General features: G+C 47.1%; 19 protein-coding genes. 8 read left to right on the top strand and 11 right to left on the bottom strand.

Annotated elements, in window-relative coordinates; translation table 11 throughout:
* Nucleotides 1-42 precede the first annotated feature (42 nt).
* From BUR42_RS21485 to BUR42_RS21475, 3 genes are read right to left on the bottom strand one after another with little or no spacing between them, the layout of a single operon-like run.
* Nucleotides 43-1,119 carry an iron-containing alcohol dehydrogenase family protein gene (locus tag BUR42_RS21485; RefSeq protein ID WP_074241661.1) on the bottom strand — a complete coding sequence of 359 codons (1,077 nt, stop codon included), beginning with the start codon at nt 1,117-1,119 and terminating at the stop codon, nt 43-45.
* A 6-nt stretch (nt 1,120-1,125) separates the two neighbouring features.
* On the bottom strand, nt 1,126-1,863 hold the full coding sequence (gene kdsB / locus BUR42_RS21480) for a 3-deoxy-manno-octulosonate cytidylyltransferase (protein WP_074241660.1): 738 nt from the start codon (nt 1,861-1,863) through the stop codon (nt 1,126-1,128).
* Nucleotides 1,863-3,056, bottom strand: a complete 1,194-nt coding sequence (locus tag BUR42_RS21475) for a DegT/DnrJ/EryC1/StrS family aminotransferase (protein WP_074241659.1) — start codon at nt 3,054-3,056, stop codon at nt 1,863-1,865. The genes kdsB and BUR42_RS21475 overlap by 1 nt, the downstream gene beginning before the upstream one ends.
* Before the next feature lie 90 nt (nt 3,057-3,146).
* Here BUR42_RS21475 and BUR42_RS21470 point away from each other — a divergent pair, with 90 nt between their 5' ends.
* Nucleotides 3,147-3,578 (top strand): YybH family protein, encoded by a 432-nt coding sequence (locus BUR42_RS21470; RefSeq protein ID WP_074241658.1) that lies wholly within the window; start codon nt 3,147-3,149, stop codon nt 3,576-3,578.
* An 11-nt stretch (nt 3,579-3,589) separates the two neighbouring features.
* Nucleotides 3,590-5,167 (top strand): N-acyl-D-amino-acid deacylase family protein, encoded by a 1,578-nt coding sequence (locus BUR42_RS21465; RefSeq protein WP_074241657.1) that lies wholly within the window; start codon nt 3,590-3,592, stop codon nt 5,165-5,167.
* Nucleotides 5,168-5,172: 5 nt separating this feature from the next.
* Here BUR42_RS21465 and BUR42_RS21460 read toward each other — a convergent pair whose 3' ends face one another.
* The 4 genes from BUR42_RS21460 to BUR42_RS21445 form a co-directional block, all read right to left on the bottom strand.
* Complete coding sequence (locus tag BUR42_RS21460; RefSeq protein ID WP_074241656.1) at nt 5,173-5,520, bottom strand: phage holin family protein; 348 nt, start codon at nt 5,518-5,520, stop codon at nt 5,173-5,175.
* 65 nt (nt 5,521-5,585) lie between these two features.
* Nucleotides 5,586-6,869, bottom strand: a complete 1,284-nt coding sequence (locus BUR42_RS21455; protein WP_074241655.1) for a M16 family metallopeptidase — start codon at nt 6,867-6,869, stop codon at nt 5,586-5,588.
* 9 nt (nt 6,870-6,878) lie between these two features.
* Entirely contained in the window at nt 6,879-8,117 is a 1,239-nt protein-coding gene (locus BUR42_RS21450) for a M16 family metallopeptidase (RefSeq protein WP_074241654.1), read from the bottom strand.
* A gap of 78 nt (nt 8,118-8,195) precedes the next feature.
* Complete coding sequence (locus tag BUR42_RS21445) at nt 8,196-9,413, bottom strand: aspartyl protease family protein (RefSeq protein WP_074241653.1); 1,218 nt, start codon at nt 9,411-9,413, stop codon at nt 8,196-8,198.
* A 130-nt stretch (nt 9,414-9,543) separates the two neighbouring features.
* On the opposite strand from BUR42_RS21445, the gene mqnC reads away from it, so the two are divergent.
* The 3 genes from mqnC to BUR42_RS21430 all read left to right on the top strand — a co-directional run bounded on the left by mqnC (nt 9,544) and on the right by BUR42_RS21430 (nt 12,090).
* Nucleotides 9,544-10,668 (top strand): cyclic dehypoxanthinyl futalosine synthase, encoded by a 1,125-nt coding sequence (mqnC, locus tag BUR42_RS21440; RefSeq protein ID WP_074241652.1) that lies wholly within the window; start codon nt 9,544-9,546, stop codon nt 10,666-10,668.
* A gap of 137 nt (nt 10,669-10,805) precedes the next feature.
* On the top strand, nt 10,806-11,447 hold the full coding sequence (locus BUR42_RS21435) for a hypothetical protein (protein WP_074241651.1): 642 nt from the start codon (nt 10,806-10,808) through the stop codon (nt 11,445-11,447).
* A 100-nt stretch (nt 11,448-11,547) separates the two neighbouring features.
* Nucleotides 11,548-12,090: a GNAT family N-acetyltransferase gene (locus tag BUR42_RS21430; protein WP_074241650.1), complete on the top strand. Its 543-nt coding sequence runs from the start codon at nt 11,548-11,550 to the stop codon at nt 12,088-12,090.
* Here BUR42_RS21430 and BUR42_RS21425 read toward each other — a convergent pair.
* Complete coding sequence (locus BUR42_RS21425; RefSeq protein WP_074241649.1) at nt 12,087-12,980, bottom strand: hydroxypyruvate isomerase family protein; 894 nt, start codon at nt 12,978-12,980, stop codon at nt 12,087-12,089. The two genes, BUR42_RS21430 and BUR42_RS21425, sit on opposite strands and share 4 nt — an antisense overlap.
* A gap of 222 nt (nt 12,981-13,202) precedes the next feature.
* On the opposite strand from BUR42_RS21425, the gene BUR42_RS21420 reads away from it, so the two are divergent.
* Nucleotides 13,203-13,523, top strand: coding sequence for a hypothetical protein (locus BUR42_RS21420; RefSeq protein WP_074241648.1), 321 nt, complete (start codon nt 13,203-13,205; stop codon nt 13,521-13,523).
* Between the two features lie 29 nt (nt 13,524-13,552).
* Here BUR42_RS21420 and BUR42_RS21415 read toward each other — a convergent pair whose 3' ends face one another.
* Both BUR42_RS21415 and BUR42_RS21410 read right to left on the bottom strand, forming a co-directional pair.
* Nucleotides 13,553-16,330: a TonB-dependent receptor gene (locus tag BUR42_RS21415; protein WP_084185747.1), complete on the bottom strand. Its 2,778-nt coding sequence runs from the start codon at nt 16,328-16,330 to the stop codon at nt 13,553-13,555.
* Nucleotides 16,331-16,357: 27 nt separating this feature from the next.
* Nucleotides 16,358-17,233 carry a GLPGLI family protein gene (locus tag BUR42_RS21410; RefSeq protein ID WP_074241646.1) on the bottom strand — a complete coding sequence of 292 codons (876 nt, stop codon included), beginning with the start codon at nt 17,231-17,233 and terminating at the stop codon, nt 16,358-16,360.
* 128 nt (nt 17,234-17,361) lie between these two features.
* Here BUR42_RS21410 and BUR42_RS21405 point away from each other — a divergent pair, with 128 nt between their 5' ends.
* Together BUR42_RS21405 and BUR42_RS21400 are read left to right on the top strand one after the other, a co-directional pair.
* Nucleotides 17,362-18,927 (top strand): sensor histidine kinase, encoded by a 1,566-nt coding sequence (locus BUR42_RS21405; protein ID WP_074241645.1) that lies wholly within the window; start codon nt 17,362-17,364, stop codon nt 18,925-18,927.
* 32 nt (nt 18,928-18,959) lie between these two features.
* A complete protein-coding gene (locus tag BUR42_RS21400) occupies nt 18,960-19,649 on the top strand; it encodes a response regulator transcription factor (RefSeq protein ID WP_074243130.1) in 690 nt (229 codons plus the stop codon).
* Here BUR42_RS21400 and BUR42_RS21395 read toward each other — a convergent pair.
* Nucleotides 19,646-23,380 carry a DEAD/DEAH box helicase gene (locus BUR42_RS21395; RefSeq protein ID WP_074241644.1) on the bottom strand — a complete coding sequence of 1,245 codons (3,735 nt, stop codon included), beginning with the start codon at nt 23,378-23,380 and terminating at the stop codon, nt 19,646-19,648. The genes BUR42_RS21400 and BUR42_RS21395 overlap by 4 nt on opposite strands.
* Between the last annotated feature and the right edge of the window lie 176 nt (nt 23,381-23,556).

The following is a 23,556-nucleotide window of genomic DNA, read 5'->3' as shown; positions in this document are numbered from 1 at the left end:
TAAAAGGGCCAACGTTATATACGCCGGCCCTGGTTATTTTTATTAAAGCAATTCATATAATTTACGCAGCCTGTCCCGGGTCATTTGCTGTTGCCAGTCTTTACCCAGGGCATTTTCCCACAAGGGCACCAGGCCCATGGATACGTCTATCATCTTTTCAAAATCAGCGTCTGTAAGCCCCTTGGTGATGTGCTGCGGAATAGCTACCTGGTGTTTATCCACCATTTGCTTAAATTCCTTTACCCCGGCAGGGTAGAACTCTTCCAGTTTATCGAACACGATGCAGTTGCCCACGCCGTGTTTGGTGCCCAGCAGGTAACTCAATCCATAACTTACCGCATGCGCTACACCCACCTGGGAATAGGCAATGCTCATCCCACCTGCATAAGAGGCCATCATTAATTTCTCGTCTGCATCATCATCCCAACGGTCTTTTTTCAGGTAGATCTCCTGGCAAAGTTCCAGGGCCTTTTCTCCGTAGGACTTGCTGAAAGCGTTGAGGTACGTACCTTCCAGGGATTCTATACAGTGGATATAACAATCCATGGCTGTGTAGAAACGCTGGTTCACGGGAGCGTTCTTTATTAATTCAGGGTCCAGTAAGATCTGGTCAAAGGGTGTGAAGTCTGAGTTCATGCCCAGCTTTTTGGTTGGGCCAGTGAGTACAGTGGTCCTGCTCACTTCTGCGCCTGTACCGGAAAGCGTGGGTACACCTACTTTATAAACACCTGGTTTTTTCAGGAGGTCCCAGCCCTGGTAATCTGCGGAAGAACCGGGGTTGGTCATCATCAGGGATACGGCTTTTGCCATGTCCATGGTGGAACCACCGCCGATGCCTATAATACCGCTCACTTCTCCGAATTCAGCTGTCAGCTCATCTCTCAGGCGGTCTACGTATACGGTTTTAGGCTCGTGTGTTACATCTATAAATATCACCTTGTCTTTTCCACGTAAAGGAATACGGGAAAGCCAGGGTTGATTGCCTTCAAAAAAGTGGTCCACAAAAAAGATCATGGGCGCATCGCCTTTGCGGTGAGGAGCGATGATCTCATCCAGTTGATTAAATGCGCCACGTCCAAAGATGACGTACCCTACCAGTTTAAAGTTTCTGAATTTCATAATTCGTTATTTTTCTTCTAAATACCTGGAAGCTCTTTCGAGGTCTTCCGGCGTATCAATTTCAACTCCCATATAATCGGTTACGACCATTTTCAGGGGGATGCCCATTTCCAGGTAGCGAAGGCATTCTACCTTCTCTGCTGCTTCCAGCGGGGTCATGGGTGTTTTTGTGAATAACAGCAAGGCTTCGCGGCGGAAAGCATAAATGCCGATATGCTCGTAGTAAGTAGTGTTCACGGCCTTATCTCTTGGATAAGGGATCACAGAGCGGGAAAAGAACAGCGAGTTGAAATTCCTGTCTACCGCTACTTTCACGAAGTTGGGATCTTCAATATCTTTCCAGTCTTTCAGCTCCTGCATCAAAGAGGCTACCTGTACTTTCTTTCCTTCCTCACCTTCAAATACTTTGAGCAGTTTTTCCAGTGGTCCTTTTTGGGTGAAAGGGGTATCGCCCTGTACATTCACAACAATCTCCACATCCAACATGTTTTCAACGGCTTCTGCGATACGGTCTGAACCGCTTTCGTGTTCCCGTTTGCTCATGATGGCTTTGCCGCCGTGGCTCACGATCTCGTTATAAATGATATCGCTGTCCGTTACCACCATCACTTCATCAAACACACCAGTTTGCAAAGCAGATTCATATGTACGCCAGATCACGGTCTTACCTGCCAGCACTGCCATCATTTTGCCGGGGAACCGGCTGGCAGCATAACGGGCAGGGATCAATGCGATTGTTTTCATTATAAAGCACTTTTTACGGCAGCTATCAGTTTCTCTGCTCTGTCGCGCACTTCTTCATCTGTCCATACAAGGCTGATGGGGAAAGAGATACAGCGGCTCATCAATGCATCTGATGCCGGGAATTCTTTTGTTTTATATACTTCCATGGCCTTTGCCAGTTGCGCTGCAAAAGGATGTAAGGTAGCCCCTTCTTTGAAGTGGTTCCATTTACGGAAGTAGTGCCAGTTATTATCGAACCAATAGAAAGCAGGAAGACCGGCTGCTTTAATAGCGGCAGTGGCGGCTTTTGCTGCTTCTGCATCAGGCAGGAAGAAAGAGAGGTGTGTAGCACTGTCTCCCGCGGGGTCTGGTAAACGGCGGAAAGTTACGCCGGGTACAGCACCGAGGGCTTCTTTCAGGATCTGCTTGTTATTACGCAGGATGGCCAGGAATTTATCCAGCTTGCGGATCTGTGCCAATCCTACTGCTGCATGCAGTTCGGAAATGCGGAAATTATACCCGAAATGCGGATGACCATCTGCGCCACGATCTGCACCACCAAGATGGTCGTGCCCATGATCAGAAAAAGCATCTGCTTTTGTATAGATATCTTCACTGTTAGTAATGATGGCACCACCTTCTGCACAGGTGATCGTTTTCACGAAATCGAAAGAGAAGGTGCCGGCATGGCCAATGGAGCCAAGGGCTTTACCTTTATACGTTGCGCCGGTAGACTGGCAAGCGTCTTCCAGCAAAAGGAGATTATGTGCTCTACAAATGTCCAGCAATGCATCCATATCTGCCATGGAACCGCACATATGCACCGGCATTACTGCTTTTGTTTTTGGCGTAATGGCCGCTCTCACTGCATCAGGTGCAAGGGTGAGGGTATCGTCCACATCCACGAGGATGGGTGTTGCGCCTACAGAAAGTACCGCTTCAAAGCTGGCCACAAATGTGAAAGTAGGCATGATCACTTCATCTCCTGCACCAATTCCCAATGCTGCCATGGCAGTAGTGAGGGCAGTGGTTCCGCTGGAGGTGAGTTGTGCATACTTTACATTAAATCTTTCGGTGAGGGCCTGTTCCAGTTCTTTTGCTTTCCAGATCCCTTTACGCGGACCATCAAAACCATAACGCATATAGATGCCTGTTTCCAGTACATCATTTACTTCTTTTTTCTCTTCAGCGCCAAATAGTTCAAATCCTGGCATATTGATATTTTTTTTGTGGTTGTGCAAAGGTAGTATAATCAAAGAATGCATAAATCATAAAAACTGTTTATCTTTTGCTAAATATTTACCATGCGTTCGCTCGTCATTATCATAGCCCTGATAGCTTTTTGCGGCCAAAATCCCCTATGGGCGCAGTCTACAGATGAAGGCCGGATCCGTATGCTGATGGCCTCCCAGATCAAAGCCTGGAACCAGGGAAACCTGGATGGTTTTATGGAAACTTACTGGAAGTCGGACTCGCTCATCTTCATCGGCAAAAAAGGCCCAACCTATGGCTGGAAGGCCACTTTGGAGAACTATAAAAAGGGGTACCCTGATAAGGCCGCCATGGGTACGCTTTCCTTTGATCTGCTGGAATTTAAAAAACTGGCCGGCGATGTGTATTTTGTTGTAGGGAAGTGGATGCTGGCAAGAACAGCAGGTGATCTTTCCGGACATTTTACCCTTGTGCTCCGCAAGATCGATGGTGATTGGAAAATTATAGCAGATCATAGCAGTTAAATCTCTTTTTCATGGCAAAGCGGCTTTTTCTCCTCCTGACTTTCTTTGCCGGTTCGCTGGCCTGCAAGGCACAGACCGATTGCGACATCCTGATCCGGCATGCAAAGATCATTGACGGTACCGGCAACTCCTGGTACTATGGGGATGTAGCCATCAAAAATGGCAAGGTGCTCCGTACGGGTACTATACCCGGTAATTTCTCTGCCGGTAAAACCATTGATGCCAATGGACTGGTGGTGGCGCCGGGATTCATTGATGTGCATACGCATATTGAAGGAGATGAATTCAAGATCCCCACTGCCGAAAGTTTTATTTATGATGGTGTAACCACGGTGATCACAGGAAATTGCGGGTCTTCCAATGTTGACCTGGGTAATTATTTCCGGCAGCTGGACAGTATGAAAACTTCCATTAATGTTGGTTCACTCATTGGCCATAATGATATCCGCAGAGCTGTGATGGGCAGTACAGATCGTGCTCCTTCTGAAGCAGAACAGCAACAAATGGAAGCGCTGGTGGAAAAAGCGATGAAAGATGGCGCAGTAGGCCTTTCCACTGGTCTTATTTACCTGCCGGGACTTTACGCCCGTACGCCGGAAGTAGTAGGTATGGCAAAAGTGGCTGCCCGCTATGGAGGGCTGTATGCTACACATATGCGGAATGAAGGAGATGCTGTGGAAGCAGCTATTGAAGAAGCACTGACCATTGGCAGGCAGGCCAACATCCCGGTTGAGATCTCTCATTTTAAAATAGGCGGAAAACAGAACTGGGGCCGTTCCAAAATAACATTGGCCATGGTGGAGAAGGCAAGGAATGAAGGGCTGGAAGTTACGATAGACCAATATCCTTATACCGCCAGTAGTACCAGCCTGCGTACCATGTTGCCGGACTGGGTACTTTCCGGTGGCGCAGACTCTATCCGTTACCGTTTGCAGCAGCCTGCTATCAGAAAAAGCATTGCAGCAGAAATGACGGCCACCTATAAACGCCGCAAGCTCAAACACCTGGATTATGCGGTGGTGGCTTATTTCAAGCAGGACACTACTTACAACGGAAAGAACATCATGGAGATCAATATCATGAAGGGCCGTAAATCCACCCTGGCAAATGAAGTACAAACTATCCTGGACCTTTCCGAACAGGGCAATGCCGGCATGGTATTCCACGGCATGAGTGAGGAAGATGTGAAATATATCATGAAATATCCCTTCAACATGTTTGCTTCAGACGCCAGCATCCGTGAATTTGGAGTGGGCGTTCCACATCCCCGCGGTTATGGTACCAACTCCCGTGTATTGGGTAAATATGTCCGGGAAGAAAAAGTGATCCGGCTGGAGGAAGCCATACGGCGTATGACTTCATTACCGGCACAAAAGTTCAATCTGAAGGAAAGAGGCTTGCTGGTGCCGGGTTACGCGGCAGACGTTGTGATCTTTGATCCCAATACCGTGAAAGACCTTTCCACTTATACACAACCGCATCAGTATGCCACGGGTTTTAAATACGTGCTGGTGAATGGGCAGGTGACCGTGGAAAATGGCCGGCACATTGGTACGCGCGGTGGAGTTGTACTACGCCATAAAGAATAAAATAATTAATCTTTATCCGCAGGCCCGAGCGATAACATGATACTGCTGATAACAGACAATACCACACTAAAGATCAGCGCCCACCAGAAATTATCTACTTTAAATCCTTTCACCAGGCTGCTGGCCCAGAGCACTATCAGTGCATTGATCACTAACAGAAAAAGGCCCAGTGTTACAATGGTAACAGGCAGGGTAAGGATCACCAATACCGGCTTCACGAGTAAATTGAGCAATCCTAAAACGATAGCCAGGAGCAGCGCAGAAGTGAAACTGGCCAGCTTAACGCCCGGTAATAAATAGGCCGTTAAGAGAGCGGCTAATGCTGTAACGAGGATGCGGATAAGTATTCCCATGATAGAACGCGATTAAAATACTGTCATCAAATTACGCAAAAAGCATGCTGAATGTTCACAGCAGATCAGATCACAATCAGTTCGTAAAAGTCCTCCTTGTTATAATATTGCTGCGCAAGTTGTTGTAACTCAGCGGCAGTGATCGTTTTTATGATGCGGATATTATTATAGAAATAATTTTCGTCGAGGTCGTTCAGGATCAGGTTTTTCCAACGCTGGATCACATGAAAAGCACCATCGAGGTCGCCCAGGATAGAACCGATCATGAAATTACGCACCAGGCTCAGCTCCTCTTCCGGGATCTCTTCGTTCTTCAGGCGTTCCATTTCTTTGTACACTTCAGCAACGGTTGCTTCACAAACATCGCGACCGGCTTCGGTTTGGATATTGATGCCGCTCACCTGGCGGAAGTTGTAGATCTGGGAATGGATGCCGTAAGTATATCCTTTTTCTTCGCGGATATTGCTCATGAGCCTTGATCCAAAATAACCACCAAAGATGGTATTCAGCACAAGCATCTTTCCAAAATCCGGATGGTAGCGGTTCGGGAATGGCCTTGCTATACGCACTGCACCCTGTACCCCATTCTCATCATTGAAGATGCGGAACTTCTTTTCCTCTGCCGGTAAAACCGGTAGCTCCGGGCGAATGATCAGTTCTTCCCCATTCCATTTTGTACTGCCGAAGTATTGATTGAGCAGGGGAATAATGTTCGCCGGCAGGTTGCCGGCAATGAAGATCTTACAGTTGTTGTATGTGTAATGCTTTTTATAGAATGCTTTCAAAGACTCGGTCTGCAAAGCATCGTAGGCCAGCATATTACTCACGCGGCCGTATGGGTGAAATTCTCCGAAGAGGAATTTATCGATGTGGCGGTTGGCTACAAAATCGCACTTGGTGAGGTTCACCGCCAGTTTTTGTTTCATGTTCTGCACAAAGGTGCTCAGCTCCTCTTCCGGGAAAACGGGATCGAGGATCACTTCCTGTAAAACCGGCAACAGGTCTGCCGTATGTTTGGTAAGGCAGTGTAATGTATAGGTGGCATTTTCATGAAAGCATGCCCTGTTGAGGTACGCGCCATAGTATTCTGCCGCCTCGTTGATCTCTAAAGCAGAGCGTTTGCTGGTACCGTTCTTCATAAGGAAGTTGGTAGCAGAAGCGATGAGGTTCTCTGTTTCAAACCAGCTGCCGGCTGGGAACACGAGTTCCAGCTGCAGGGTTTCCTGTTCTTCCGAACGGATCACATATACGGGAATGCCATTGTCCAGGTTAAACTTCTCATATGGCTTGAGCAATATTTCAAAATCTACTGCATCTTTTATAGCGGGTGCCTGACTTCTGTTGACCATAATTTGTTCTTAGTTTCCTGCGTAATAATGAATGGTGTTGGAGTTCTTTTCGTCGAAGATGATCTTAGCCTCTCTGTGGATGTCTTCTTTTGTTACGCGTTCGTAGTTTTCGAATTCTTTGTTCATGAAAGCGGCATCGCCTAAGAGTTCATAAAAGGCGAGGTTGTTAGCGCGGCTTAATAAACCCATGTCTTCAAAAGCCAGCATGCTTTCTACGCGGTTCTTCACTTTTTGCAATTCTCTTTCCGGGATAATGTTCTGTTGCAGTTTTTCCAGTTCTTCCTGCACGCCTTTCTCCGCATCCTTCATTTTAACGCCCTTTACCAGTTTGCCTTCTATGCAAAGCAGGCCGGCGTCTATGCTGCCAAAATGATAACAATCGATGTTGCTGAAAAGTTTCTTCTCTTTCACGAGCACCTGGTGCAAACGGGAGGAGCCGCCGCCGCTCAGGATGTCTGAAATAAGGTCTGCTGCATAATAACGCGGGTCGTTCCGCGGGTAAATATGATAGGCTTTGTACAATGCGTCTAAAGGTACCTTGGCTTTTACTTCCAGGAAGTTGGAGGCTTTCTGCGGAGGTTCCGCCGGAAGTTCACGTACATACTTTTCCCCGGAAGGAATATCGCCAAACCATTTCTCCGCCAGGGCTTTCACCTGTTCTGTGGTGACTTTGCCGGCCACTACCAGGATGGCATTGATGGGGCGGTAATGACGGAAAAAGAAGTTCTTAACATCTTCCAGCTGCGCGTTTTCAATATGGGACAATTCCTTTCCGATGGTCTGCCAGCGGTAGGGATGGCTGGTGTAGGACAATGCCCTCAGCTTATGGCCCACATCTCCGTAAGGTTTGTTAATGTAGTGCTCCTTAAATTCTTCAGTTACCACTTTCCGTTGTACTTCCAGGCTCTTTTCTGAAAAGGCAAGGGATAACATCCGGTCGCTTTCCAGCCAGAAGGCTGTTTCCAGGTTTTCGGCGGGTAATTCTATGTAGTAATTGGTAAGGTCGTTGGTGGTGAAGGCGTTGTTTTCCCCGCCTGCCATTTGCAGGGGCTCGTCATATTCCGGGATGTTCACGGAACCGCCAAACATCAGGTGTTCAAATAAATGCGCAAAGCCGGTCTGTTGAGGATTTTCATCACGGGCGCCCACATCATACAACACATTTACAACAGCCATGGGGGTTGTATTATCTTCATGAACAATCACACGCAGCCCGTTCTCTAAAGTGAATCTATTAAAATGGATCATATCTGTCTTTGACTGAAAAATAAGAAAATGCCCTGATGATCAAACCAAAACGGGCAAATTTACGACAAAAGCTATTAGCTACAATATGCTGCGGATCGGCAGCTTTTTCAGCATGAGTTCCCCATCCCTCATAATGAGCAGGGTAGGACGGGTGCCGATGTTCTTCAGGAGGTCTCGGTAGATCTGGAGGTTGGTGGTGAAGTTGTTATTCACGGCCAGTACAAAATCCCCTCTTTTAAAGCCGGCTTTTTCTGCCGGGGAGTTCCTGATCACGTCTGTGACCTCAATACGATTGTCTATCAGGTAAATGATCAGGCCGGTATAGGAATAGTCGAACTGGTCCCTGAAGTGGGTATTGGGCATGAGGTGAATTTCCTTGCGGGCGTAATTGAGGGTCAGATTAAACCGCCTGAGCAGGTCGTTCCCGATCATCCCGGCCAGGGAGGGATAGGAAGTGATATTGGTAATATCGTCAAACAGGTAGGTAGGTACATTCCGGAAAGTGTAGTTGCCTATTCTGAATTCGTTCATGGTAGTGATATACATCTGCATTTTACCTCCCAGACCCTGTGCCTCCGTGGGGATCACTTTGGCTTTGCGTTTCACCAGCAGGCTACTGTCTTTCACAAACTGGGTGCTGAGCAGTAAACACATCCCGGCGCCGGTATCAAAATAATAGCGGTGATTAACATTCCGTTTCCCGCTGCGGAGGGGAGAATTTACCACGGGAATGAAAGTAAGGTTGGGCTTCATGAGGTAACCGCCACGGGGGTATTTAAAGCTCCCCTGGGTATAGATGAGGATCTCTTCTTTGTCGTAATCGATCTGTACCACATACCTGCTCAGGATGCTGTAGCCCATGATCCCGTCTATCTGGATGCCGTATACCTGGCTGATCAGTTCGTAGTCATTCACATGAAAATCAAGGCTATCCACATCCAAACCCGGCAAATGAAGGGTATTATCTAAGGCAAAAGAGATGTTTTTACTGGCCCCCAGCCCGCGGACGATCTTATCGGAAGGGGTGAGCTTTACGCCCAGGGCTATACAGGTATTGGTATCCAGGGAAATTCCGGCGCTGCCGGTATCCAGGAGGAACTGCAGGGTGTCCTTGTAGTCGTTCAGGCGTGCGGAAATCACCACTACACCTCCGTAATACTGTTTAAAAGGGAAACGAGTGATCAGCCTGGCTTCAGGCTCGACAGACGGTGCATTTTCTTTTTCCTGGGCACGGGCTCTAACGTTACAGATCGACAGGCAGAGAACAAAAACGTGAAACAGGTTATGGATTCGCATAAGCTATGATGCCGGGCATCCTCATTTACCTAAATTTAACATTTAAGTTCGTTTGTTGCACGGCTATTTGGTATAAACGGCAAAATAGTTCCCCGGATAACATTTGCACTTTCCTTACCTTTGTTTTAAGATGCAATTACAGGATTTATACAAAAGGGCGCAACAGTTTGAGTTTTTAACGGCAGAGGAAGGAGTGTATATGTTCGAACACGCTCCCCTGGCGGAACTGATGGAGATCGCCAATGAATTAAGGAAGCAGCAGGTGCCTCATGGTAAGGTGACCTGGCAGATAGACCGGAACGTAAATACCACCAACGTTTGCACGGCCAATTGCAAGTTTTGCAACTTCTACCGCATACCCGGCCATAAGGATGCTTACATCACTGAAATAGCCGAATATAAACGCAAGATCGAGGAAACCGTTAAGTATGGCGGGGATCAATTGCTTTTGCAGGGGGGCCACCATCCTGAACTGGGCCTCAGCTTTTATACCAACCTGTTCCGTGAGCTGAAACAATTGTATCCTGATGTTCGTTTGCACACACTCGGCCCTCCCGAAGTAGCCCATATCACCAAACTGGAAAAAAGCACCCATATAGAAGTGCTGAAAGCTTTGAAGGAAGCGGGAATGGACAGCCTTCCCGGAGCCGGAGCCGAGATCCTGAACGATCGTGTGCGCCGCCTTATTTCCAAAGGAAAATGCGGTGCGCAGGAATGGCTGGATGTGATGCGTGCAGCGCATAAACTCAACATTGCCTCTTCTGGCACCATGATGTTCGGGCATGTGGAAACCGTGCTGGAACGTTTTGAACACCTTGTGGCCATCCGCCAGGTGCAAAGTGAAAAACCGGAAGGGCATTATGGCTTCACCGCCTTTATTCCCTGGACCTTCCAGGATGTGGATACCCTGCTCTCCAGGATCCGCGGCGTGCATAACATGACCACTTCTGAAGAGTACATCCGCATGATCGCCATGAGCCGCATCATGCTGCCCAATATCAAAAACATACAGGCTTCCTGGCTCACGGTAGGTAAATCCGTTGCGCAATTATGCCTGCATGCAGGTGCCAATGATTTTGGCTCTATTATGATCGAAGAAAATGTGGTATCAGCAGCCGGCGCGCCTCACCGCTTTACCTATAAAAGCATACAGGATGCTATCCGGGAAGCAGGTTTTGAACCACAGCTCCGTACACAACTTTACCAGTTCCGGGAGATTCCGCAACAGATAGAAGAACAGGTGATCAATTACTAATCCACTATATAAAAAAGGAGCCGCATGGCTCCTTTTTTCATTCCTTTAACAGTTCCCCCAAATTATTGTTAATTCCCCCTACCCCATGTATCTTTTGCCTCTCTTTCTCCGTCTAATCAGTATAAAAACTCCAGACGATGATGAAACAGATGAAAATATTAACCGTGGTGGTGCTATCAGGCCTGGCGTTGTTCCTCTCAGCCTGTTCCAGCACCAAAGTGACTTCTTCCTGGAAAGAACCGGAAACATCCTTAAGTCCTGATCAGAAGATCATGGTACTGGGACTGGTCCAGGACCGCCAGGGTGCTTTGCAGGCCAGGATGGAAGAAGAAATGGTGGCCGCATTGAAACAAAAGGGATACAACGCTGTATCCGCTTATGAAACATATGGGCCGAAAACGTTTAAAGGATTGAAGGAAGAAAAGGCCATGAACATGATCCGTAAAAAAGATGTGGACCAGGTGCTCACGATCGTAATGCTGGATAAATCCAAAGAAAAGAATTACGTACCAGGCAGAACGATGTTCTACCGTCCTTATTATGGTGGCTGGTGGTCTTACTACGGAAGTATGTACAACCGTATTTATGAACCGGGGTATTATACAACCAACACCAAATACTTCCTTGAAAGTAATTTATACAGCATGAAGAACAAACAATTGCTTTATTCCGTGCGCACTGAAACCTTTGACCCGTCCTCTGCAGCCAGAATGGCCGTGGTGTATAGTCAACAGGTGGTGAAGGATATGACCAAACAGCAATTGATCACGCAACGTTAGTAGTAGTACAGTACCGTCATAATCAAAACAACAGGTGATCTTCGAAAGGGGATCGCCTGTTGCGTTTTAAGGGGATATCTGTATTTTTGACCTGAAGATTATGCTGGAACTACCTGTAAACGATACCACCCTGTTAAGACAATTACAACCGGAACACGCTCCTGACCTGTTTTTGGCGGTTAATACATCCCGTAAAGCATTGCGTAAATACCTGCCCTGGGTGGATTACAATACAACAGAAGAACATTCTCTCCGCTTCATTGAACTCATGTTGCGTAAAGCCAGCGAGCAGGATGCGATTGCCTTCGGAATATGGCATGGTGGCCATCTTTGTGGAGTTATTGATTTGCACGACTGGGACCATCCGCTGCAAAAAGCAGAGATCGGTTACTGGCTCACGGAATCTTTCCAGGGTAAGGGAATTGTTACCAATAGTTGCAGGACCATTATCAGCTATGCATTTGCAGCGCTCCGGCTGAATAAGGTAGAGATCCGTTTTGTGTTACAGAACGAGAAAAGCGCCCAGATCCCCATCAAGCTGGGCTTTTCCAAAGAAGGTATACTACGCCAGAGCGCCAAGCTCCACGGGCATTACGTGGATATGGTAGTGATGGGGATGCTGCGCCGTGACTGGAAATATTAAACGTCGCAGATCTGTACCCCTTGTTTGAGGGATGCCAGTTTATCTGCTCTTTTAGGAATGAATTCCTGTGCTACGAATCCTTTGAAACCGGTATCCACTACAGCCTGTATGATAGCAGGATAGAATAATTCCTGTGTTTCATCTATTTCGTTCCGGCCGGGAACTCCGCCGGTATGGTAATGCGCAATGTATTGCTGGCTTTCACGGATAGTGCGGATCACATCTCCTTCCATGATCTGCATGTGATAGATGTCGTATAAGAGTTTGAAATGATCAGAGCCGATGGCTTTGCAAAGTTCCACGCCCCATGCAGTACGGTCGCATTGATAATCGGGATGGTTCACTTTGCTGTTGAGCAATTCCATCACCAGTGTTACCTTTTTCTTTTCTGCATAACTCATGATCTTTTTCAGACCGGTGGCACAGTTTTCCAGGCCCTGCTGATCACTCATGCCTTCGCGGTTCCCGGAAAAGCAGATGAGGTTGGTGAATCCGGCGTTGGCTGTTTCATCGATCAGGTGTTCAAAATAGGTGACCAGCTTATCGTGATGCTCCAGGCGGTTCCAACCTTTGGTGATACCCCATTCTTTACCATTCGAGGCCACCATGGCACAGGTGAGGTCGTATTTCTTAAGGGTGGCAAAGTCTTCCGGGCTGGCCAGGTCAATAGATGCTATGCCTATTTCTTTGGAGGCTTTGCAAAGCTCGTCCAGCGGGATACCATTGTAACACCATCTGCAAACGGAGTGGTTTACTTTTCCTTTGAGCTTTGCGTCCATTGCCTGCTCATGCGCGGATACGCGGTTAGTCAGGGAAGAAAGCGCTGTGCCTGCTAAAGCCATAGTTGCTACTTTTTTGATCGCATCTCTGCGGGAGTGATTGTCTGCCATAAGTGGAACGGGTTTACCAGGGGTGAATTTAAGAGAAATTTTGTCCGTTTGCAAGCACCGTGGAAATACGTTTTTTTCAAAATAAGGACAAACCGCATTCGAACGCAAACGCTTTATGGATAAGGATTTATGATGTGCTTTTCAGGGATTTGCTGGTTCCTATGCCCAGGGGCAGTAACATTTTGGTAGGTTATTTGATTATATATACAAAAGCATGTGTGTATGGAAAGAAGAGTTACTCCCAGTTTAACACTTTGCCTGCTGATGGACCTGTTGGGTTGCGCCAGTTATGCAGTTCCGGTATTCGGGGAAGTGAGTGATGTAATTTGGGCGCCTATATCGGCCCTCATCTTTTACAAAATGTTTGGTGGGCCGATCGGTGGTTTCGGTGGCGTATTCAATTTCATTGAGGAGCTGTTCCCCGGCCTGGATTTCATCCCCACTTTTACGATCAGCCGCCTGGTGGTGTACCTCACCAACCAGTGGCAGGAAAACCGGAAGAAGAACATTTTGAATGATTTCAGAGCCGGCAAACGGGCTTAGACCGAATTACACCCGTATTATGTTGTTTGTTAGAAGCGCACGTTATTACGCGGCCCTTCCATCATCCTGTCCCCTCTTTGCCCCTTGGGCGCCTTCCCTCCGAAACGGTTCAGGAAGTAGGAAAAACTCACCATAAAATAACGCTGCAAAACTTTTGTTTCGGAATCCTCCGTGTAATTATCCATCACGGTACGGTTCACGCTTACGTTCTGGTTGAACAGGTCAAATACCTGGAATTTGACCAGGCCCTGTTTGGCTTTAAACAGTGTTTTTGAAATAAAGCCATTCGCGAGGGTGTATTGCAGGTTGTAGCCTTCCGTTCTCCCCGTATTGATGGTATGGTCCACATCCCCGCCAATGATAATACCTCCCGGCAGGTTCAGGTTAAAATCCAGGGAAAAATTGTAGTTGAAATAATTGGTGTTGTTGGCTTTATTGTTACTGAAGCGTGCCCTGTTATAATTCACACTGCCACCCGCAGCCATGTCAAACACTTCCTTATACATATAGTTGAAACTGGCAGCCTGCGTAATGTTCAGGGTTTGTGTAAAGTTCTTCTGGTTATTCAGGAAACTTACGTCCCGCGTCAGGCCGGCGTAAGTATTCGTATTGATAGTTGTTTTCTGCTGCCTGTTGATGGAGAAACCATTCACCATATAAGCATTCACATTGTAATTGCCATTTACGTTCACGGGGCGGCTGGTTTGTATGCCCTGGTCATTGATAGCCGTGTTGTTCACGATCTTGTTCAGGGTAAATGTTCCGGTAAGGGAAGCAAAGAAACTGCGCATGCTCACCGGATCAAAATTATTATAGTTCACACTGAGGTTGTTGTTGAAGGAGGGTTTCAGATCGGGATTACCCAACTTCACAAACAAGGGATTGGAATTATCCGGCACCGGTTGTAATTGCTCCAGCGAGGGTTGTTGTGTTTGCCCGCGGTAAGCTAACCGCATCCGGCGGTTCTTGGAAAAGTTATAGTTCATCTGGGCCAGCGGAGAAATGTTCACGGTATGCTGCTGTATGGTGCTATCCTTTGTAATGTTCTCGCTGTTCAGGTTGTTGAACTGTACGTTCATGCCCAATGTATAATTGTAGCGCAGCTTCTGCGTCATGATGCTGATGCCGGCCTGGTGATTGCTGTATACATTATTGAAAGCGTTGGTGAGGCTGTCGTTCAACTGGTCATAAGCATCTTTGCCTTTATCGTAGGTGGTTCTGTTGGATGAATTGGCGTTATAGTTATATCCATAATTCAACTCCAGGAAGCGGTCTATGAATACCGGCTCTGTATAACTCATCCTCACACCCAGGGTTTTGCTGCTGTTATCCTGTATCACCTTTTGATCTAAGGTATCGTTCCGGAAGGTGCCATTACGTTGCAGGTAAGATGTCTGCGACTGGTTGATGGATTCCCGTTCGTTGCTGTTAGCGCCAAAGTTCAGATTGGTACTGAATGTGCGCCCTTTCTTATCGAACTTTTTGCGGAATAAAGCGGTACCGTTAATACTGGGAGAATTGGCGGTGGTTTTATTCATGTTTCGCCCGTTGTTGACAGTATCCCGGTTATTATTGAGCGTGGTATTCCTGCTTTCAGAGAAGTTATCTCCTGAGCCGAAGCTGATGTTGGGGGTCACTATCAGGGAATGAAAAGAATCGATATCATATTCAATGCGTGCATTCACCCGGTGGTTCCTGTTGTTACTTAAGGAGGCGCTGTTGGAGTTCACGTAGGAAAAAGAATCCGGCTTATGACGGTTCTCCCTTTCACTTCTTCTTTCATTATCCCGCTGCATATCACTCATAAAATAACTGCCGCTGATGCGTAACCCTTTAGCGAGATTATCGCTGTAATTGATACCGCCATTCCAGTTCCGGTTAAGTCCTGTATTTCCTGTTCCGCCGCCACCTTTTGCTCCGCCGCCGAAGTTAAAGCCATCTGAAAAAGAGAAGCCGGTATTATTGGTATTGTTCCCTCCTCCCATGATGGAAAGTTGCTGTGTTTGCCGGAAGCGGTTCATGCTGGCATTCACGGAGAAACGTTCATCACTTCCATATCCGGCAGTTGCTCTTCCAAACACGCCTTTTTTACGGTCCTGCTTGATGGTGAAGTTGAGCGTTTTCTCGATCTCTCCATCTGCGATACCGGTAAATTGTGCCTGTTCGCTTTTCCGGTCTATCAGCTGGATCTTATCTACGATATCCGCAGGCAGGTTACGGGTAGCCATTTTGGGGTCATCCCCAAAGAAAGGTTTTCCATCTACCAGTACCTTTTTTACGGTTTCTCCATTGGCTTTGATGGTACCATCTTTTTCCACCTGTATGCCGGGGAGTTTTTTAAGCAGTTCTTCCAACAGGGCATTTTCTCTTGTTTTAAAAGAGCCTGCATTGTATTCCACCGTATCTTCTTTAATGGTGATCGGAGGTTTTACGTCCACGATCTCCACTTCGTTCAGGTTAAGCCCTTTCCTTTTTAATGTTAATGTTCCTAAGGCAATCAGGCGGGAGGTATCCTGTATATGTACATTGCGGGTCAGCTGCTGGTATCCCATGTATGAAACAACGAGCACATAGTTGCCGGGTTTTGCACCGGTAATATTAAAGAGCCCTTTTGCGTCTGCCACTACTGTGGCAGCTATTGAGGAATCTTTTACTTCCAGCAAAGCTACTGCCGCATTGGGCAATGGTTCTTTATTGGAGTAATCGATCAGGCGGCCGGTGATCTGAAGTTTGGTCTGTGTCTGTGCCCGGGCAATGGTTAAGATGGCAATAACCAACACCACGGTCAATAAAACGCGTCGTTTCATAATTGGGTTTATAGCTGGGGTGGTGGCTTAGTTATTGAGTTGGAGTTTTTCCAGTCTGTCGTTATGGAACTTCTCCAGGATCTGGCGTCTTTTAGCTTTCAGTTCTTCTTCAGTTACTTTCTGCGCATTGGCAGGAAGGCTCACCTCCGTATCTTCTATGGGTTTAAACGCTACTTTTTTTGCTACATAGGAGCGTTTGCTGCTTTCAATGGATAGCACAACTCCTGCTGCGGGCAACACACCATTTACCGGGGAGAATAAAAGCGGGATTTCTGTGGTATACCAGAAAACGAAGTTTTCGTCGCCGAGTTTTACGGTGCCGCGCTGGCACTTAAATCCTGCAATGGTTTTAGTTTTATTGCTGGTTTTAATATCTGCAGGGGTCTTGTAATCCTCTTCGGCATACCAACTGTTGCTGGTAACACTGTCCTTTTTCTCTGTGGTAACGGTTAAGTACTTTTTATTTGCCAGATCAATATACGTAGTGTTACTGAGAGGGGGGCGCAGTGATACTCCGGGGCCACCAGGGCCAGCCGAGAAGGTTCTGCCGCCACCTGGGCTCCCTGCCACGTCAATTGCCTGTACTCTTGAAGCTCCCGCTGCTCCTGCCGGCATGGCTGATGAAAAGCTCAGCATCTGAGGGCCCCCGCCACCTTCTGCTTCCAGTTTTCCTTTGGTGTTGGAAAAGGTGAGGGTTTGTTTGCTGGTGATCAGGTCCGGAAGGTCTGGCATGTCTGCTGCGCTTCCCTGTGTAACCTGGCCACCGGGGCCTATCATTACAGTGCGGGCCATGGACAGGTCCATCCGGGAGGTTACTTCATATTCGATTATGCCGGAGGTTTTTTGCTGGGCCTCTGTATTGGAAAAGGCCAGTATTAGCAAAGCGGTGATGATCGTTTTCATATGTGCGCTGTTTTTGTTGTGTAAAATTGCAGGATACGCCGCAGGGGGAGGGTTAAGCAGTCTTATTTACTGTTAATTAGTGTTAAGCTCCGCCTGTAGATGATAAGGATTGGATAGATTTACATTCCATGCGCAACAGAATCCGCAACATATTGACCCTGATGAGTACCTGTATACTGGGTATTTTCGCTTTCCAGGCTTACTGGTTGTATAACTCTTATAAGCTCCGGCTGGAGGAATTCAACAAGGATATTAATGATGCACTGCGCACTGCGGTGTACAATAAACAGTTTATGGATGCCGGGAGGTTTATCGGGCGGCGGTATCCTTCCGTGAATGCCAGTTACGCACTGAGAGGAAAACCCGCGGTCTTCATGAAAGATTCTGTGTTCCTGAGAAAGGCGAGACCTATGAGCGGCTTAACGGTTATGGCCGATTCCGTGCGGGGAACTGTTGTAGGGAAAGCAATGCCTGTTGGCGGTGAGGCTGTTTTTATGGAGGCCGAACCTTATAACGATAGTATTGCACCGCGGCGGTTTCAAAGGCTGATACATTCCACCAACGCCACTACCCTCAACATTCAGATCAGGGACCGGGACACGGCATACCGTTTCTACGCAGATTCGCTCTCCCGGCAGATCTCAGATATGCTGATCCTGAACAGGATTTACAAAGAAAGGTTCTCCGCAAAGAAAGTAGATTCTGTTTACAAAGAGGAACTGCTGAGCCGTGGCATCAATGTATCTTATAAACTGGATACCTTCCGTGTAGAAGAAGATTCGTTCCAAAAGGATACGATCATCTTCCTCTCAGAGCCTGTCAATCTGCTGCAAACGGCTAAGATACCCTTCAATCCATTCAGCGATATCCTTGTGCAGGCTTCTTTCAGTAATCCTGTGCAAAGGATCCTGGGTCAGATGATAGGGCCGCTTCTCAGCACAGCTCTCCTTTTAATGCTCACCGTGCTCTGTTTCATTTACATGCTCCGCACCATCCTCAAACAGAAAAAGCTCTCTGAAGTAAAGAACGACTTCATCAACAACATGACGCATGAGCTGAAAACGCCGATCGCCACGGTATCCGCGGCGGTAGAAGCCATGCAGAACTTCAATGCCCTGAATGATCAGCAGAAAACACAAAAGTATTTAAGCATCTCGCGGCAGGAATTAACACGTCTGAGCGATCTTGTGGAAAAAGTATTACATATCGCCGCTGAAGAAAAAGATGATTTTGAACTGTACAGGGAAGAAACGGACCTTAATGACCTGATCAGTCACATCATTACCAATCATCGCCTGAAAGCCAATAAGAAGGTGGATTTCACCTATACGATCCTTTCAGATGCCATGGTGAAAGTGGATAAAACACATCTTTCCAATGCGCTGAATAACCTGGTGGACAATGCCATCAAGTATTCCGGCGAACCCGCAGAGATCACCATCCAGGTAAGCCGCCTGCAGGACAGGCTGAAGATTGTTGTTAAAGATAATGGCATCGGCATTCCGCATAATTACCAGGACAGTATCTTTGAAAAGTTCTTCCGGGTGCCAACGGGCAACCTGCATAATGTAAAAGGATTCGGGCTTGGGCTGAGCTATGTAAAAAAGATCGTAGAGAAACACGGCGGGTTTATCCGCGTGAAAAGTGAACCGGACAAAGGAAGTGAGTTCCTGCTGGAAATACCTGAAATTTAATGTATCATGAACACAGCGGAAATTTATACAACATGAACGCAAGCGTATTGTTGATAGAAGATGAATCGCAACTGGCACAGATCGTGAAAGACAGCCTGGAAATGCGGGGTTTCCGCATGTTCATCGCTAATGACGGTAATGAGGGCCTTCGCTTGTACCGGCAACATAAACCGGATGTTATTGTGCTGGACATTATGATGCCAAATATGGACGGCTTTTCGCTCACCGCAGAGATCAGGAAATCTGATAAACAAACCCCGATCATTTTCCTTTCTGCAAAATCGCAAACGATTGATGTGGTAAAAGGATTTGAATTGGGAGGCAACGATTATTTGAAAAAGCCTTTCAGCATGGATGAACTGATCGTAAGGATCAGGTCTTTGCTCAACCGCTTTCAGCCAACACCTGTACAGCAGGAACAGGGGGAAGATAATGTGACCATCGGCCAATACGCATTCAATTATACGAAACAAACCCTCTCCAGGAATAATCATACGGAATTCCTTTCTCACCGGGAAGCAGAAGTACTCTGGCGTTTATGTAAACACCGCAACCAGGTGATGGAGCGGAAATCTATCCTGCTGGATATATGGGGGGATGATAATTTCTTCAATGCCCGCAGCATGGATGTGTTCATCACCAAGCTACGCCGCTACCTGAAAGAAGATCCAAGGATACAGATCGTGAACATCCGCGGGATCGGCTATAAACTGATCTCTTAACTGAAGAGGTAGAGCACATCTTCTTTAGACAGCTTTTTGATAAAGCCGTTATCATCTGCAATGATATCTTTTACGAGGGATTTTTTACGTTCCTGCAATTCCAGTATTTTTTCTTCTACCGTATCCTTACAGATCATGCGGTAAGCAAAGATGTTTTTGGTCTGCCCGATACGGTGTGTACGGTCAATCGCCTGTTGTTCCACAGCGGGGTTCCACCATGGGTCAACAATGTACACGTAATCTGCGGCGGTAAGGTTAAGACCCACCCCACCTGCTTTCAGGGAAATGAGGAATACCCTGCAATCGTCATTATTCTGGAAGTTCTGAATTGCTTTTTCTCTATCTACGGTAGAGGTGCTGCCATCAAAATATTCATACGGGATCTTCATGTGCGTCATCCTTTCCCGGATGAGGCCCAGCATACCCAGGAACTGGCTGAACACTAAAACTTTATGATGCCCGCTGTTTTCCGCTATCTCACGGGTAAGCTCGTGCAGCTTCACGGAATGGTTGGGATACTTTTCTGTTTCGTTGAGGATGGCCGGCGAATCACAGATCTGGCGCAGCTTCATAAGGCCCTGCAAGATGGTGAGCTGGCTGCGCTCCATACCCTGATCCTCTATTACACCCAGGATCTTGGAACGATAGGTGTTACGGTAAGCATCGTAAATATGCCTTTGTTCAGGGTCCATTTCACAGAAGATCACCGTCTCGATCTTATCCGGCAGGTCTTTGGCCACCTGCTCTTTCGTGCGGCGGAGAATGAACGGATAAATGAGTTTTTTCAGGTGCTCTTTCCTTTCTTCATCCTGGAACTTATCGATAGGGGTGGCAAATTCATTTCTGAAGAAGTCCACACTACCCAGCATTCCCGGATTGAGGAAGTTCATCTGTGCATAGATATCAAAGGTATTGTTCTGCATGGGTGTACCACTCAATGCAATACGATTGCGGGTATTGAGCAACTGTGCTGCTTTGGTCACTTTGGACTGCGGGTTTTTGATAGCCTGCGATTCATCGAGGATCACATAATCGAACTGGATCTTCATGAGCAGCTGGATGTCGCTCCGGAGTGTACCATAAGTGGTAATGACCACATCAAAGGCCTGTAGTTCTTCCGCCGCGCGGATACGTGCAGGGCCATGATGGATATGGTAAGTGATGCCTGGTGTGAATTTCTTGATCTCATTCTCCCAGTTATAGATCAGCGTGGTAGGGCAAACCACCAGCATCATGCTTTGGCCGTTCTCATTCTTGTAGTGTTGAATGAAGGTAAGCGCCTGTACGGTTTTACCAAGACCCATATCATCCGCCAGGATACCTCCCCACTTCACTTCATCCAGGTAATTGAGCCACTGGAAACCACTTTCCTGGTAGGGGCGGAGATTGGCATTTACATTCTTCGGTAAGGGCACATTGCGGATCTCATCAAACTGCAACAGCTTGCGGCGTTTTTCATCCAGCTCTGCAAGGATGGCATCATCATCAATGAATTCATATAATTCATCGATCACGGAGAAGTTGTATTTACTCAACTTCAGGCCGGCACCTTTATCTTTTTCTTCCCCGATCTTAAAGAGCAGGGAATATTTTTTCAACCATTCTTCCGGTAATAAACCAAGGGTACCATCTGCCAGCTGCACATAATTCTGCTTGTTGGCCAATGCGCGTTTGATATCGCGGATCCCTACTTTCTGATCGCCATACAATACTTCCACCTGTGCATCGAACCAATCTATGCCAGAGCTGATCTGCAGGTTGGTAACGGGTTTTTGCGGATTGAAGCGGAAGTTGCGGAGTTGTTCGAAACCGAATACCCGAACATCCATTTCCTTGAGCGCATCAAAGAAAAGGAAGAACCAGTTGTTCTTCAGCGCTTCTTTGGAACGCAGGAAAAAGTAGTTATAGTTACTGAGATGATTAAAGTTGGTATGCAGGGTGCGGAGCTTCGCCACAAAAGCATTCTCCACTTCCTTGTTCCGGTGAATAACAAGTACCTTGTTGGCTTCCTGCACGGTGATACGGCTTTCCTCATTCCATTCCACTTCATGCCCGGCATAGGAGAAGCCCGGCTGGATCACGAATGTTTCGCCCATTTCTTTGAGGTACACACGTGTTTCAGGTATGATATCATCTACTTCTGCGAGCAGGGTAGCATCAAACTGTACGGCGTAATCTTTGCCAAGGGGCAGCATCACATCTTTCAGGAAGTCCTGCCATTCTGCAGAGGGTACCTTTAATGCATTCATCTGCTGATAACGCATAATGTTGATACTATCCTGCGGACGCTTGAAATGGAAAATGGTGCCGTTGTAAAGGAACAGCATAGGGCTGGCCCATTGGTTGGCAAACACGTTCACGGGCTCTCCTTCAATATCTACCCAGGCAGTCACTTCCACATGATCATTCACAGGGTCTGCCTTGAAGTAAGGCTGCAGCGGCTCATCTGCTACCAGCAATGGTTGCAGGTTCTTGGTCTTAAACGGTTGCCCTTCTCTCAGCAGGAACACCAGGCGGTGTTCCATCAGTATGGGGAAGAGCTTTACGATCTTGGGATGCAGGTATTCCACGATCAGCTCCATGGTTTCCATGGGCAGGCCATCTTCATTTTCATGCATGATGTTTTCCCAGATACCGGCGAAAGGAGAATTTTTGTTCAGGAACTTGCTCACTTCCGCATGCTGTATTTTGCGTACAGGCGTGATCAGTTCCCTGTCCCGTTCTTTATATTGATAGAAGTCTACGTACTTGCTAAGGTCCAGGCGGGTAACGAGGGAAACAAATTCTGTTTCATCTTCATTGGCATCTCCGTTGATCAGTTCTGCCTGGAAGTAAGGGAACAGTTTATCGTTGGCGTTGAGCATAACGCCCAGCCTGCGTGTTACCGTAATGGTTTCCTGCTCTGGTGGTGGTTCTGCTTTACTTGCCGCTACGGGCGCTTCCACTTTTTTGATACTGGGGTCCAGTACGCGGAGGAAGGGTTTACCGTTGAGGTAAGAGAACGCAAACTTCCCGTTGAGGTCGTCGTTCAGCGTGTATCCGTAAGAGGAAAGGAGTTTATTTTTTTCTTTATCCCAGTTGCGGAGGGTATCAAAATAAAATGGTCCGTGTGCATGCAGCAGTTGCAGGAACAGGGCCAGTTTATGTACGCAGATGGGATGTTCATGTTCATCGCAGGTACAATGGGTATCGAAGTTCCGCTCTTCGTTGCGTTGCAGGATGAGCGGATATTTTTTGCCTTCAAACTTCAGTTCTGCCTCTACTTTTTCATCTTTGGCAGCTTTGATCACAGCCTGTGTTTTGCGGAGGATGGTTTCTGCATCCTGCATCATAGGGCTGGAGGTAAGGAGTTTGAGGGTTTTAAGGTCTATGGATTTCATTTTGATCAGCGTGTGCTGCTGATCATATTGTGTTTCGTAAGATTCAAAATGATTCCTGTCCAGCATTTCCTGTAACTGGAAAAGAGCGGCCGCTTCGTGCCGGCAGATATCTCCTAAATTATAAGGGCACTGGCACCGTACACTCATGGTGGCGGGCTCGTGATATTTGCTGATGGAAACTTTATAGTAGTTAGCGTGTGTATCGCTTTTTACGCGAAAAGTAGCAGATTTGAGCACAGGGTCCCCTTCCAGCAACTCCACACCGCCTGTGGAAAAGATGCGTTTCCCCCGGCGGATCACCTCATCGGTTCCGTTATTATAAACATATTTCAATAAATGGGGTAGCGACATGCTTTTCTTTGCTATTGCCTTCTTTACATAAACCCGGGTTGTAAAACAAAAAGACCACGCTTCATCATCTCTGTTCCTGCTGTCTGTGAACTAAATTTTTCTCTAAATGGCTCATAAAAAGGCAATCCACAAAAGTAAGCATAAAAATTCACATAGCGCACGCTGAAGAGGTGTTT

The organism is Chitinophaga niabensis, from assembly GCF_900129465.1.
GTDB lineage: Bacteria > Bacteroidota > Bacteroidia > Chitinophagales > Chitinophagaceae > Chitinophaga > Chitinophaga niabensis.
The sequence above is the reverse complement of the archived record's forward strand: the minus strand, read 5'-3'. Positions and strand labels throughout refer to the sequence as shown.